Raw genomic sequence first — 14,220 nt, 5'->3', positions numbered from 1 at the left:
AGAGATGGAAAATCGCAAGAACCTTCGCCCGGCCTTCTGGCTGCTGGCCCTTTTGTCGCTGCCGCTCGTGTTGATGTACGGCTATCTGGTGCTCGATACCGTCAGCACCACGAAGCCCGGCGCCCTGCTGCCCGACCATTTTACCTTCCAGCACTGGCGCTTCCTGTGGGAGCGGGATGCGCAGGGCGTCAGCATCTGGTCGGTCACGCTCAACAGCGTGATCTTTGCCGGCAGCGTCACCCTCATTGCCCTCAGCCTGTCGCTGACGGCGGGGTATGCACTCTCCCGGCTCAACATTCCGTTCCGTCGCCACCTGTTGGCGATGGTGCTTGTGCTGCATGCCTTCCCGTCGGTCACGCTGCTGGTCGCCATCTTCATCGTGCTGCAGATGATCGGGCTCTATAACACCCTCATCGGCGTCATCCTTGTCTTTGCCGCCCTGCAACTGCCGCTCGGCATCTGGCTGATGAAGGGCTTTTATGACGGGGTGCCGTGGGAAATCGAGATGGCCGGCCTGCAGGACGGGGCGAGCCGTTTCACGGTCTGGTGGCGGCTGGTGCTGCCGCAGATCAGGCCGGCCATCGCCGCCGTCGGCGTCTTCGTCTTCATCACCGGCTGGGCGGAATATGTGACGCCGCAGGTGCTTGCCCCGTCGGGCAACACCCAGGTGCTGTCGCTCTATCTGGCCGGTCTCATCTCCAATGACCAGCATTTCGACTTCGCACTCTTCAAGTCGGTCGGGCTGTTCTACATCGCGCCGGTGCTGGTGTTTTATGCCTTCACCCACAAGGCGCTCATGTCCATCTATGGCGGAGGCACGAAGGGCTGATGCGTATCCTGCTTGATCGATTCACCAAGCGTTTCGGCGACACCACCGTCATCGAGGATATGACGCTGGAAGTGGCCGACGGTGAAATGCTGGCCCTGCTCGGCCCCTCCGGCTGCGGCAAGTCCACCACGCTGTTTTCCATCTGCGGGCTGCACCGGGTGGATGGCGGGCGTGTTCTGTTCGGCGACCGGGACGTATCCGGACTGCCGGCGCAGGAGCGCAATGTCGGTGTCGTCTTCCAGTCCTATGCGCTCTATCCACATCTGACGGTGGCGGAGAATATCGGCTTTCCGCTGCGTGTCCGCCACGAGGCGGCCGATGCCATCCGCCGGCAGGTGGGGGAAATGGCGGAGCTGTTGCAGATCGAAAACCTGCTGGCGCGTCGGCCCGCAGCCCTTTCCGGCGGCCAGCAGCAACGTGTGGCGCTTGCCCGGGCGCTGATCCGGCGCCCCGAGGTGCTGCTGCTGGACGAGCCGCTGGCCAATCTCGATGCCAAGCTCAGGCTGGAGATGCGCTCGGAAATCCGCCGACTGCAGCGCGAGACGGGCACAACCGCCATCCTGGTGACCCATGATCAGGTGGAGGCGATGAGCATGTGCGATCGCATCGCCCTGATGCGGGGCGGCAAGATCGTGCAGATCGGTCAGCCGGAGGAGCTTTATGCCAATCCGGTCAGCGATTTCGCCGCCGGTTTTCTCGGCAACCCGCCGATCAGTTTTGTTGACGGTCTGCTGTCCGCCGGGCGCTTTACCAGCAAGGGTGGCTGGCAGGTCGCGCTGCCCACCGGCGCAATGGCCGCCGAAGAGCCGATCCGGATCGGCATCCGTCCGGAATATCTCCAGCCCGAAGTCAGCGGCCCGGCTGTGCCCGTCAGCGGACGCATCAGTTTTGTCGAGCGACAGGGGCGCGAAAACCTCTACGATCTGACGCTAACCGATGGCAGCGTGCTGCGGTCGGTGCAGCCCGCACGTGACGATGTGCGGCCGGGTGACGATGTCATCTGGCAGCTGCGTGCCGACCGGGTGCTGATGTTCGACCAGACGGGGAGCAGGCTTTGAGTCTCGAGGTGTGCGCCGGTTTTACCCGGCGTTTCGGCTGGCCTGCCCGTCCCGAGCGGCCCTTCGCCATCGGCCATCGTGGCGCCAGCGCTCATCGGCCGGAAAACACGCTGGCGGCCTTCAAGGCAGCCAGCGAGCTTGGCGCCGAAATGTGGGAGCTTGATGTCCGGCTGACCGCCGACGGGGTGCCCGTTGTCAGCCACGATGGCGATCTCGCCCGCCGCTTTGGCGTGGAGGGGCAGATCGCGGCGCTGACGGCGGCAGAGGTAGCAGCGCTTACCAGAGGCGAGGTGCCGACCTTTGCCGAAGCGGTCGATCTGGCGCTGGAACTGGGCGCCGGCCTTTATGTCGAGATCAAAGCCGATGGCGCCGGTCTCATGGCCTGGCAAATCCTGAAGGAAAAGGGGCTGCGTTTTGCCGCCTTCGGCTCCTTCCGCCCGCATCATGTGCGCGAGCTGCACGAGGCCGGGTGCGATTACCCGCTGAGCGTGCTGGTGCCGGTGGGCGCCGACCCGTTTGCGTTGGCTGAGGAAGCTGCGGCAGGCGCCATCCATCTGTGCTGGGAGCGGGCGAGCGATACGCCCCAGCATCTGGTGACGCCGGCGCTTCTGGCGCGTGCCGAAGCGTCGGGGCTGGCGGTGGTGCTCTGGCACGAGGAGCGGCCTGCCGTCATCGCCGATCTGGTGAAATTGCCGGTGCTCGCCATCTGTTCCGACCGGCCCGAGATGCTGGCGCCCTGGCAGGCTATGGCAGAGCTGCCGGTTGCTCCTTGCTGTCACCGTGGCGCCAATCGTTTTGCTCCCGAAAATACGCTTGAAGCGGCGCGCATCTGCTTCGATTTCGGGATGGAGTTCGTTGAGCTGGATGTGACGGAGAGCGCCGATGGTGTTGCCGTCGTCATTCACGACCAGACTGTCGACCGCACCACGAATGGCAGCGGTGCCGTGGCAGACCTTACCTGGGCAGAGCTTTCCGCCCTGGATGCCGGCAGCTGGTTTTCGCCGCACTTTACCGGTGCGCGCCTGCCGCGCCTTGAGGATATGCTGGCGCTGGCGAAGAGTTACGGCCGCCAGCTCTATATCGAGCTGAAATTTATCGCCCCGGAGCTGGTGCTGAAGCTGGTAACCGAGGCCGGCATGCTGGAGCGCTGTATTTTCTGGAGCCCGAATCTGGCCCGGCTGCTCGCTCTTGCCGCGCTGTCGCCGGGCGTGCGCATCATGAAGCGCCGGCGGGATGCCGAAAGTCTTGAGGCGCTGTTCGAGACGGCGCCGCCGGCGGTCGTGGAGTTCGATCCGCGGTATGACGATGTCGGTGAAATGGCTGGGTGCCAGGCGCTGGGCGCCAAAGCCATGGCGCTTTATTTCGGCGCCGATCCGGCCACTTTCCAGCAACTGCTGCGCACGCGGCCGGACCTGATGAACATCGACCGGATGGATATCTTCAAAAAGGCCTATGCCGCGATCAGGGCCGATCTTGTTGCATAAGATGGTCCCCTGATGAGCGATCAGCAACGAGCGCGCACAAGGCCGGTTACTTCTGTCGATGTTGCCCGGCTTGCAGGCGTGTCGCGCTCTGCCGTCTCCCGCACCTTCACGCCCGGTGCCAGCGTGGCTCCGGCAACACGGGAGCGGGTTTACGCCGCCGCGCGTACGCTGGGCTACCGCGTCAATTCGCTGGCGCGCAGCCTCATCAACCAGCGCTCCGACCTTGTCGGGGTGGTGGTGACCAACATGGATAATCCCTTCCGCGCCCGCCAGGTGGAGGCGCTGACCCTTGCGCTGATGCAGCGCAATCTGCGGCCGGTGCTGCTGGTAGTCTCCGGCGCGGGATCGGTAGAGCAGGTCATCGACCAGCTGCTGCAATATTCCGTCTCCGGCGTCATCATCACCTCGGACGCCCCGCCCGGCAAAATCTGCGATGAATGCGCCCGCCACGGCGTGCCCATTGTACTGGTCAACAAGGGCGACGAGCTGCCACTGGTTGACCGGGTGGTGAGCGATGTCGAGGCGGCTGGCCGCATGGCGGCGGATGTGCTGCTGGAAGGCGGTTGCCGACGTCCGGCCGTTCTGGCCTCCGGCACCCGCTCCTATACCGGGCAGCAGCGGATGAAGGCCTTTCTCCGGCGCTGTGAGGAGCGGGGGCAGCCCGCCCGCCATCTCGATATTGCCGTCAATGACCATGCCTGCGGTCTTGTCGCTGCCGGGACCGTGGCGCCGCAGATTGCGGCAGGTGGCGGACCGGACGGCATCTTCTGCGTCAGTGACTACCTGGCGCTCGGCCTGCTGGGGGGCCTGCGTCAGGCCGGCATTACGGTGCCGGGGGCGGTGCAGGTTGTAGGGCACGACAATATCGCCCAGGCGGCGTGGCCGGAATTCAACCTCACTACCTTCGATCAGCCGGTAGCACTGCAGGCCGAGCAGGTGCTGGATTTGTTGCAGGCCCGTATCGAAGAGCCGGATCGTCCCGCCGTGCTTCTGCCAACCCCGGTGAGCTTCATCCGCCGCGGGACGACGCTCAGCGCCGGATAAAACCTGCCTCTGGTGCCTCGTCGCCTTCGGGTGGGGCGGCGCGCATATGCTTCTTGAGCTTCAGATAGTCTGTCAGGCGCCGGCCGGGCTGGTCGGGATAGCGCTCCTCAAGAAAGATCATCTCCTGCACGCGGTCGAGGCGAAAGGAGCGGAAATCCTGCCGCAGCTCGCACCAGCCCACCGCAATCCACAGCGGCGGGAAGAAGGCGAGCGATTGCGGCCAGATCACCCGCTCGCTCGCCTGATCCTGCCGGTCGGTATAGAGAAGCCGCACCTTGCGCTGGTCACGCACCGCGCGGCGCAGGCGCGCCACATCGAAGCGCGGGGCAGGCGGCGCCGCCCAACTGCTTGATGGCGCAAGCAAAGCCATGCTACGAATACGCGGACGCAGCGCATCGGTGACGACCGCCTCGATCTTCGCCAGCACGTCCCCAGCCGCCCGGCCCAGTTCCGGATCGGCATGGGTCTGGACGATGCGCGCACCCAGTACCAACGCTTCGATTTCATCTTCCGTGAACATGAGCGCCGGCAGGTCATAGCCGTCGCGCAGCACATAACCGACCCCAGCCTCACCATAAACCGGCACGCGCTGCGCCTGCAGCGCGGCAATGTCGCGATAGATGGTGCGCTCGCTCACCTCCAGCTCCGCCGACAGGATGGCGGCCGTCACCGGCTGCTCGCGATGCCGGCGCAGGCACTGGATGAGTTCGAACAGGCGGTCGGCGCGGCGCATGAGAAAAAAGCCCGGGGCTGGAACAGGAGAAGAACGCTCCTGACAGGATGCTGTCAGGAGGAGTGTGAGACAAGGTTTGTCTGTGGGGGCCGTTGCCGTGGTTCCCGAGCAGTATTCTGGAGGGAGATGCGATCATGATCATGCTGAGCCAGTCCGACCGGTCGCCCCGCCTGCCGAGCGCATCCCCCTTCTGCCTCAAGCTGGAGAGCTGGCTGCGCCTTGCCGGCCTGCCTTACACGCTCATGGAAGCCCACGAGCATCAGGGGTCGTCCAAGCGTGCCCTGCCGCGCGTCATTTCCGAGTCCGGCCGCACCATGGAAGGGCTGCGCCGGGTGATGCTGCATGTCCGCACCGAAGCGCGCACGGATCCGGATTCGTGGCTGTCGACGGATGAGCGGGTGTTTTCGCAGGCCGTTGGCCATCTCTATTCCGACTGGCTGGTGCCGGCGATGGTGTGGCTCGGCTGGGTGCAGGAGGAAAGCTGGCCTGGCCTGCGCGCCATCTGCCTGTCGCAGGAGGGTGACAGCCTGCCGGCGCCGGCCGATCCGCTGCGCGACCATCTGAAACTGCGTATCGACGAACTCGCCTTGCGTGAAAGTGAGCGCGAGAAGGTGGAAGAGCTGGTGCTGCGCGAGATCGAGTCCCTGGCAGATTTCCTTGGCAGCAAGCCCTTCTTCTTCGGCGATCAGCCCTCCTCGGTCGACTGCACGCTGTTTGCCCTGATGGTGGTCAGTGCTTCCGCGCCGGCCGAAAGCCCGGTGGCGCAGTTTGCCCAGAGCAGCTACCGCATCGGCGATTATGTGCGCCGCATGATCACCCGGCTCTACCCGGAAATGCAGACCCAGGCCGCCGCCTGAACCTTGTTTGATGGAGGCGACTCGAGGCGGCGTGGCATCACGCTGCCTCGATCCTTTTGAGCTGCTGGCAAGGGCGCGGTTTTTATGGGCCGGCATCGCTTCGAAACGACCTGCCTTCGGGCCGATTCTCCCCGTCGCCGGGATCCCCAAAGCCGGGCCCTGTCAAACGGATATTTCTGTCGACACTGACACGAGATTTGGTACGATTTTCTACTGTCGCACCTACATCTGGTCCGCATCAGGGGATTTTTCGGCTGGAAATGTCGGGTGGCGATACAGGGCGCCGTTTCGGCGCCGGGTTCAACCAACGATATTGCCGTTCCCCTTTCCGGGCAGCGGCGCTGCGACAAGCGCGGCAACAAGGCAGAACGTGCCGTCTGGCGCCGGGCTGGATACCGCGCTTTGCCGGCACTTTGATGAATCAACCGGGGCCGCAGCCCGAGCGCCAGAGATGTGAGGCGCCGGCGGGACCCGTGGCAGAAGGGTCAGGAAGGCAATGGAAGGTTCGATCTTCGACGTGGTGCAGGTGGAGCGCGGCAGCAAGGTCAAGGTCGACTACAGCCGCGACAGCCTGCTGACCGAGTTCGGCAAGGCGACGCTGACAGACCGTTACCTGATGCCGGGCGAATCCTATCAGGACCTGTTTGCCCGCGTGGCGAGCTACTATGCCGACCCGGGCGATGCCGGCCACGCGCAGCGCCTTTACGACTACATCTCCAAACTCTGGTTCATGCCGGCAACGCCGGTGCTCTCCAATGGCGGTACCGATCGCGGCCTGCCCATCTCCTGCTTCCTCAACGAGGCCAGTGACAGCCTCGGTGCCATCATGGATTTGTGGACAGAGAATGTGTGGCTGGCGGCTCGCGGCGGCGGCATCGGCTCCTATTGGGGCAATCTGCGCTCCATCGGCGAGAAGGTCGGTGGCAACGGCAAGACCTCGGGCATCGTGCCCTTCATCCGCGTGCAGGATTCGCTCACCCTCGCCATCAGTCAGGGGTCGCTGCGCCGGGGGTCGGCCGCCGTCTATCTGCCGATCTGGCATCCGGAGATCGAGGAATTCATCGAACTGCGCCGCCCGACCGGCGGTGACCCCAACCGCAAGGCGCTCAACCTGCACCACGGTGTCGTCATCACCGACGATTTCATGCGCGCGGTGGAGGCCGATGCCGAATGGCACCTGCGCAGCCCGCGCGACAATTCCGTGCAGGCCACCGTTTCCGCCCGTGCACTCTGGATTCGCCTGCTGACGGCCCGTGTCGAGACCGGCGAGCCTTACCTGCTCTTCATCGACCATGTGAACAAGGCCGCCCCGCAGCACCAGAAGCTCGCCGGCCTTGAAGTGAAGATGTCGAACCTGTGCTCCGAGATCACGCTGCCGACCGGCCGTGATCATCACGGGCGTGACCGTACCGCCGTGTGCTGCCTCAGCTCGCTCAATCTCGAGACCTTCCTCGAGTGGCAGGATGACCCCAACATTGTCGAAGACATCATGCGCTTCCTCGACAATGTGCTGACGGACTTCATCAACAAGGCGCCGGATACCATGGCGCGTGCCCGTTATTCGGCGATGCGCGAGCGCTCGGTCGGTCTGGGCGTCATGGGTTTCCACTCCTTCCTGCAGAGCCAGATGGTGCCGCTGGAAAGCGTGATGGCGCGGGTGTGGAACAAGCGCATCTTCGCCCATATCAAGCGCCAGGCGGATGCCGCCTCGGTCAAGCTGGCCCATGAACGGGGACCGTGCCCGGATGCGGAGGAATACGGCATCATGGAGCGCTTCTCCAACAAGATCGCCATCGCGCCGACGGCCTCGATCTCCATCATCACTGGCGGTGCCTCACCGGGCATCGAGCCGGTGGCGGCCAACAGCTTCACCCACAAGACGCTGTCGGGCAGCTTCAATGTCCGCAACAAGTACTTGAAGCAGCTGCTGGTCGAACGGGATCAGGATACAGACGACGTCTGGTCTTCCATCACCACCCGGCAGGGTTCGGTGCAGCATCTCGACTTCCTCACGCCGGACGAGAAGGACGTTTTCAAGACCGCTTTCGAACTCGACCAGCGCTGGCTCATCGAGCATGCGGCCGATCGCACGCCCTTTATCTGCCAGTCGCAGTCGCTCAACATCTTCCTGCCCGGGGACGTGCATAAGCGCGACCTGCACCAGGTGCATTTCCAGGCCTGGAAGAAGGGTATCAAGAGCCTCTATTACTGCCGCTCTATGTCGATCCAGCGTGCCGAAAGCAAAGCCTCTTCGGAGCTCAATTACGAAAAGCCGAAGGCCGAAACGCCGGCTGAGCGGGTCGATTATGAAGAGTGCCTGAGCTGCCAGTAAGCCCGGGCTCCCGGGTCTGAAAAAGAAAAGGCGCCGCAAATCTGCGGCGCCTTTTCTTTTTGGGGGCAGCGGACCGTCAGAGCCAGCCGGCATCCGCCACCGGCGGATGCTTGCCGAGGATGATCATGCCCAGCACATCATCCTGCGTAACATCTTCGGTGCGCACCGTGCCCACCAGCTGGCCGTTCTTCATCACCGACAGCCGGTCGGCAAGGTCGAAGACGTCATGCATGTCGTGGCTGATAAGGAAGATGCCCAGCCCCTCGCGCTTAAGCTGCTGGATCAGCTCGGCGACCATGCGGGTTTCCTGCACGCCGAGCGCCGCCGTCGGCTCGTCCATAATTAGTATGCGCGCATTGAAATGGACGGCGCGGGCGATGGCGACCGACTGGCGCTGGCCGCCGGAGAGGGCGGAAACCGGCTCGTGAAAGCGGGTGAAGTTGGGGTTGAGGCGGTTCATCACCTTGCGGGTGGCGGATTCCATCGCCGCATCGTCCAGCAGCCCGTCCCAGCGCACCAACTCACGGCCGAGGAACAGGTTGGCTGCCGCGTCGAGGTTATCGGCAAGGGCAAGGTTCTGGTAAATCGTCTCGATCTTGTGCCGGCGCGCTTCGCGCGAGCTGGCAAGATGCACCGGTTTGCCATCCAGCAGGATCTGCCCGCTGTCGGCCCGGTAGGCACCGGAGAGAATCTTGATGAGGGTGGATTTGCCGGCGCCGTTGTGGCCGAGCAGGCCGACCACTTCGCCGGGAAAGAGGTTGAGGCTGACATCATCGACCGCCTTCACGCCGCCGAAGGCGATGGAGATGTCGCGCATCTCCACAAGCGGCGTGATCCCGGCGGGACGGGGAAGAGGGGAATGGCCGCTGCCGGCATGGTTGCTCATAATGGGGCTCCGGGCGGTCAGGTGCGGCGGTGGCGCTGGTAGACCTGGTCGATCCAGACCGCCAGGACCAGCACGGCGCCGATGATGATGTTTTGCAGCGAGGTATCGAGCCCGAGCAGTGCCATGCCGCTCTGCAGGCTCTGGATGATGATGGCGCCGAGGAGGGCGCCATAGACGGTGCCCACACAGCCAGCAAGCGAACTGCCACCGATGACCGCTGCCGCGATGACACGCAGCTCGTCCAGCGTGCCGATGTCATTGTTGGCCGATTGCAGGCGGGCCGAAGCGATGGAGGCCGAGAGGCCGCACAGCGCTCCCATCAGCACGAACACCCAGAAGGTGATGGCGCGCGTGTCGACGCCGGCACGCTCGGCCGCCTCCATGTTGCCACCCATGGCAAAGACGTAGCGGCCGAAACGGGTGCGTCTCAGCAAAACGGAGACGATGAAGGCGGCAATGATGACGATGACCACCGGAATGGCGAGGCCGTGGGCGATTTGCAGGCCTTCGGGCGGAATGACGAGGCCTTTGGCCTTTGCGATGCGCTCTACCGCGATCTGCGGCAGGTTGTAGGCATTGACGGTCGCAACAAACCCCAGCACCACCACGATCAGGGCGCCGGCCGTCAGGAATTCGGCCCAGACCGGCTTGACCGGGAAGTTGAAGGCGATCCGGCGTCGGCGGGCGATGAGGGTGGTTGCGACGATGCCGGCAGAGACGACGAAACCGGCAATCCAGCTCCAGAACGCACCAAGCGTTCCTTCGATGCCACCGCCCAGCAGGATGAAGATCTGGTCGAGCGGGGCAACGGTGCGCCCCTGGGTCACCCACCAGGCCGCGCCGCGCCAGATGAGCAGACCGCCAAGCGTGACGATGAAGGAGGGGACACCCAGATAGCCGATGATGGTGCCGTTGAGCGCGCCGATAACGGCACCGATCAGCACGCCGGCAAGGGCGGTCAGAATCCAGATGGCGGGATGGCCAAGCCCCAGCCACTGCGGCAGCCAGTCGGTCTGGATGACACCCATGACCATGGCGGTCACGCCGAGAATGGAGCCGACCGAGAGGTCGATATTGCGGGTGATGATCACCAGCACCATGCCGGCCGCCATGACGGCCACGGAAGCGGTCTGGACTGAAAGGTTGAAGAGATTGCGCGGCGTCAAAAAGCGCCCGTCCGCCAGCAGGTCGATGCCGACCCAGATCACGATGAGGGTCGCCACCATGCCGAGCATGCGGCTGTCCACCTCCAGTTTGCGGAGGAATGAATTGAGGGCATCCATGGGCGGGGGAAATCCGGAAATGTTCGGGTGATGACCTCTCCTGATCGGAAGAGGTGAGTTTGCCAGCTGAAAAAGGCCGGCGGTCGCGAGGAATGCGGCCGCCGGCCGTCAGTGGAACTCCGGTTTGCCGGTCAGGCTGGCCGGATCAGTTGCAGGCCGCGACCTTGCCGGCCGGCACGCCCTGGCACAGCACGTCCTTGGTAATCCAGCCGGCCTTCACGACCACGTCCAGATTGTCCTTGGTAATGGCCACCGGGGTCAGGAACTGGGCGTTGAGCGCAGTCCCGCCCGGGCTCTTCCAGGTCTGGGTGCCGGGGACGTCGGCCATCTTCTTGCCATCGGCAAGGGCGAGGGCGATTTCTGCTGCCTTGGCGCCGAGATTGCGGGCGTCCTTCCACACGGAAACCGTCTGGGTACCGAGGGCGATGCGGTTGAGTGCGGCCTGGTCGCCATCCTGTCCGGAGATCGGGATGCCGGCCATGCCCTGGGCCGTCAAAGCGGCAACGGCGCCGCCGGCGGTGCCGTCATTGGAGGCGACGACAGCATCGACCTTGTTGTCGTTCTTGGTCAGGATCTGCTCCATGTTGCGCTGGGCAACGGCGGGCAGCCAGTTTTCGGTGTACATCTCGCCGACATTCTTGATGGCGCCGCTGTCGATGGCAGCTTTCAGCACTTCCAGCTGGCCTTCATGCAGGAAGTCGGCATTGGGGTCGGTCGGCGAACCCTTGATGAAGACGTAGTTGCCCTTCGGCGCCTGGGCGAAGACGGCCTTGGCCTGCAGGCGGCCGACTTCCTTGTTGTCGAAGGTCAAGTAATAAGCGCTCTTATTTTCAATGAGGCGATCATAACCAACGACCGGAATGCCCTCATTGGCGGCGGCGTCGATGGCCGGGCTGATGGAGGACGCGTCCTGCGCCAGAACGATCAGCGCATTGGCGCCGCGCGAAATCAGGCTCTCGATGTCGGAGAGCTGCTTGGACGGGTTGCTCTGGGCGTCGGCGCTCAGATAAGTGCCGCCAGCGGCCTCGATCACTTTCTTGATGGCGGCTTCGTCGGTCTTCCAGCGCTCTTCCTGGAAATTGGACCAGCTGACGCCGATCACCTTGCCAGCAGCGTGGGCGGCCGGTGCTGTAACGGCGCCAGCCAGAACGAGCGCAGCGCCAAGCGTTGCGACGGATCGCTTGTTCATGGTGTCTCCTCCAGACGGGGCGGTTTGTCCGCCTCCTGATGTGATTCCATCACCGGCAGGGTCGCCGGGTGGTTATTTATTTCGACACGTGAAAAATTTCATTTCCATAGCCCGGCGTCAAGAGCCTTGCCGGCCCTCGCCAGCAGAATCCCGGGACCCGCTGAACGGGCCGAGTCAGTGAGCGTCGATGAAGATTAAATCTTTGTATGGAGTGAAAGTCCGGAGTACGTTTTAAGAATAAAGATGTTTTCCAGACAGTTTCATACAGGGAGTGAATTTATATAATACGAAATGCATAAAAAAAATACGTCATGGCTATTTTTATTCCGTACAATCTATTTATGATTTCAGAAAAAAATGAAAATTCCTTTCTTTTCATATCTTTACACGGCTGCGGGCGAGGACTTGTGTCTTTCTTGACTGTATCGAGACAAGACGGGGTGTCCGATTATGCGGCTGAACGATGTAAAACTCGGGAACCAGATTGTTGCGCTGCTCTTCATGCCGGTTCTGACCATGCTCATTTTTTGCGGCATGAAAGAAATATCGGTCTGGGAGGAAGCCAGCTCGATGGGCTCCTTCCAGCAAATCAGCACCCTGGTCAAACCGTTGAGCGACAGCGTGCATGCCTTGCAGCTCGAGCGCGGCAATTCTGCAGGCTTTCTGGGCGCCAAGGGGACGGGCCCCTTCGTTGACCGTCTTTCGGCACAGCGCCCGGTAACGGACACGGCGCTCGCCGCACTGGCGGTCACCAGCGCCGGCCTGAAGGGACGTTTGCCGACTGCCGTTGAAACTTTGCGGACAAAGGCAGAAGCCGATCTGGCCCGCCTGCAGGAGGTACGCGCCGCCGTCAGCGGTCTTACGATAAAAACCCCCGATATGGTGGCGTTCTATAGCGGTGCGGTACGGGACCTGCTGGAGACGATGCACGAGATTACAGCCGTTGCCGCCTCAGCTGATCTCGCAATACAGGGGGTCGTGCTGTTCGACTTCCTGCAAGCCAAGGAGCGAGCAGGGCTGGAGCGGGCTCTTGGCTCCAACGGCCTTGCGGGCGGATTTACCCCGGCAAGCCATCAAACCTTCCTGCGCCTTGGTGCGGAGCAACAGGCATTGCTGGAGGATTTTTCGGCCAACGCCTCTTCCGGGCAGATTGCCTATCTCTCCCGGTTCATTCCGCCGCCGGTCCAGGCTGAATACAGCTCCATGCGGGAAGCGGTTGCGGCCTATGGCTATGGCGGTGAGCCTCCGTTTGCACCGGACAAATGGTTTGATGCCGCAACGCGCCGTATCGAGGGCATGAAGGCCATTGAAGACCAGCTGAACAGCGATTTTTCCAGTCGTACCGATCAGAAGGCGGCCTCCGCCTGGTGGCTGTTCGTTCTGTTTTCCGGCGTCACTCTTCTGGCGCTCGCGGTGGCAGGGGTCATCGGTTTCATCGTGCTGACGCGCCTGCTCGCAGCCTTCCGCGATCTGAGTCAGGGCATGGTAAGACTTTCCCGCCGGGATTATGAGGTGCGTTTCAACCACCTGAGGGGCAAGAACGAAGTGGGCAGCATGGCTGCCACTCTCGCCGACTTCCGGGATGCCATGCAGCATGCGGACAAGCTGGCTGCCGAGGCTGCAGTCGCGCAGGAGGCTCAGCTGAAGCGGGCTGCTGTTCTCAAGGAATTGACGGACAGCTTCTCCGGAATGATGGAGGCCCTTGCCGGGGATGTTGCCGCCGCAGCCACCCAGATGTCTGCGACGGCGGAGGAGATGGCCCGTACCGCCGATGTCAGCAGCGAGCAGGCAGAGGCCGTGGCAACGGCGGCGGAAGAAACGTCCGGCAACGTGTCTCAGGTTTCGGCAGCGACGGAAGAGCTCAATACCTCGATTGCCGAAATCGCCCGGCAGAGTTCGGAGCAGGCCGCCATCGGCCGGGCCGTCGCTGCGGCAGCGACCGATACAGACCGCGAAATCAACCAGCTTTCCGAGGATGCCCAGGCGATCAGTTCGGTCGTGGAGCTGATTTCCGCCATTGCCGAGCAGACCAATCTTCTCGCCCTCAATGCCACGATCGAAGCGGCCCGGGCCGGTGAGGCCGGCAAGGGCTTTGCCGTGGTGGCGCAGGAGGTCAAGGCCCTGGCAACCCAGACGGCCCGGGCGACCGAACAGATCACCGACCGGATCGGCGCCATGCAGAACCAGACGCGGACGACCGTCAACGCCATCGGTGCCGTCAGCGCGCAGATCGTGCGGATCAATGAGCTCAGCAATGCCGCAGCATCAGCCGTCCAGGAGCAAGGAGCTGCCACGTCGGAAATCGCCCGCAACGTCCAGCATGCCGTCGATGCCGTGCGGCAGATTACGCAGCGGATGAGTGGCGTGCGGGATGGCGTTGCCGACAGCCGTGTTTCAGCGGGGGCCTTGCTGGATGCCGCCCGCTCGCTCTCCCAGGCTGCGGAGAAGCTGGATGGAGAGGTTGGGGGCTTTATCGCGCAGGTTCGCGCGGCCTGAGCGGGGTTGGGGCCGGCGGAGGGAGGCCT

The 14,220-nt window shown here is 63.4% G+C and carries 11 protein-coding genes and 1 pseudogene; 8 read left to right on the top strand and 4 right to left on the bottom strand.

Annotated features, from left to right (window positions below):
* Positions 1–4: 4 nt before the first annotated feature.
* The 5 genes and pseudogenes from QTL98_RS00450 (at position 5) to QTL98_RS00430 (ending at position 4,415) form a co-directional block, all read left to right on the top strand.
* Complete coding sequence (locus QTL98_RS00450) at positions 5–829, top strand: carbohydrate ABC transporter permease (RefSeq protein WP_445680268.1); 825 nt, start codon at positions 5–7, stop codon at positions 827–829.
* The gene (locus QTL98_RS00445) at positions 829–1,887 is read left to right on the top strand and encodes an ABC transporter ATP-binding protein (RefSeq protein WP_445680267.1); all 1,059 of its coding nucleotides are present in this window, start codon (positions 829–831) and stop codon (positions 1,885–1,887) included. The genes QTL98_RS00450 and QTL98_RS00445 overlap by 1 nt, the downstream gene beginning before the upstream one ends.
* 8 nt (positions 1,888–1,895) lie before the next feature.
* Positions 1,896–2,624, top strand: a pseudogene (locus QTL98_RS00440) (glycerophosphodiester phosphodiesterase); the annotation flags it as partial.
* Positions 2,613–3,371, top strand: coding sequence for a glycerophosphodiester phosphodiesterase family protein (locus QTL98_RS00435; protein WP_445682204.1), 759 nt, complete (start codon positions 2,613–2,615; stop codon positions 3,369–3,371). The pseudogene QTL98_RS00440 and the gene QTL98_RS00435, both read left to right, overlap by 12 nt.
* Before the next feature lie 12 nt (positions 3,372–3,383).
* Complete coding sequence (locus QTL98_RS00430; protein ID WP_445680266.1) at positions 3,384–4,415, top strand: LacI family DNA-binding transcriptional regulator; 1,032 nt, start codon at positions 3,384–3,386, stop codon at positions 4,413–4,415.
* On the opposite strand, the gene QTL98_RS00425 is transcribed toward QTL98_RS00430, so the two are convergent.
* A complete protein-coding gene (locus QTL98_RS00425) occupies positions 4,402–5,148 on the bottom strand; it encodes a helix-turn-helix transcriptional regulator (RefSeq protein ID WP_445680265.1) in 747 nt (248 codons plus the stop codon). The two genes, QTL98_RS00430 and QTL98_RS00425, sit on opposite strands and share 14 nt — an antisense overlap.
* Before the next feature lie 134 nt (positions 5,149–5,282).
* Between QTL98_RS00425 and QTL98_RS00420 the strand changes: the two genes are divergently transcribed.
* Entirely contained in the window at positions 5,283–6,005 is a 723-nt protein-coding gene (locus QTL98_RS00420) for a glutathione S-transferase family protein (protein WP_445680264.1), read from the top strand.
* A 496-nt stretch (positions 6,006–6,501) separates the two neighbouring features.
* Positions 6,502–8,337, top strand: a complete 1,836-nt coding sequence (locus QTL98_RS00415) for a ribonucleoside-diphosphate reductase subunit alpha (RefSeq protein ID WP_445680263.1) — start codon at positions 6,502–6,504, stop codon at positions 8,335–8,337.
* Between the two features lie 76 nt (positions 8,338–8,413).
* On the opposite strand, the gene QTL98_RS00410 is transcribed toward QTL98_RS00415, so the two are convergent.
* From QTL98_RS00410 to xylF, 3 genes are all read right to left on the bottom strand, one after another.
* On the bottom strand, positions 8,414–9,154 hold the full coding sequence (locus QTL98_RS00410; protein WP_445682203.1) for an ATP-binding cassette domain-containing protein: 741 nt from the start codon (positions 9,152–9,154) through the stop codon (positions 8,414–8,416).
* Positions 9,155–9,240: 86 nt separating this feature from the next.
* Complete coding sequence (locus QTL98_RS00405; RefSeq protein WP_445680262.1) at positions 9,241–10,506, bottom strand: sugar ABC transporter permease; 1,266 nt, start codon at positions 10,504–10,506, stop codon at positions 9,241–9,243.
* A 145-nt stretch (positions 10,507–10,651) separates the two neighbouring features.
* Positions 10,652–11,695 carry a D-xylose ABC transporter substrate-binding protein gene (gene xylF / locus QTL98_RS00400; protein WP_445680261.1) on the bottom strand — a complete coding sequence of 348 codons (1,044 nt, stop codon included), beginning with the start codon at positions 11,693–11,695 and terminating at the stop codon, positions 10,652–10,654.
* A 450-nt stretch (positions 11,696–12,145) separates the two neighbouring features.
* On the opposite strand from xylF, the gene QTL98_RS00395 reads away from it, so the two are divergent.
* Entirely contained in the window at positions 12,146–14,191 is a 2,046-nt protein-coding gene (locus QTL98_RS00395) for a methyl-accepting chemotaxis protein (protein ID WP_445680260.1), read from the top strand.
* The last annotated feature ends 29 nt before the right edge of the window (positions 14,192–14,220 follow it).

The organism is Radicibacter daui (assembly GCA_030657355.1).
Lineage (GTDB): Bacteria > Pseudomonadota > Alphaproteobacteria > Radicibacterales > Radicibacteraceae > Radicibacter > Radicibacter daui.
The sequence above is the reverse complement of the archived record's forward strand: the minus strand, read 5'-3'. Positions and strand labels throughout refer to the sequence as shown.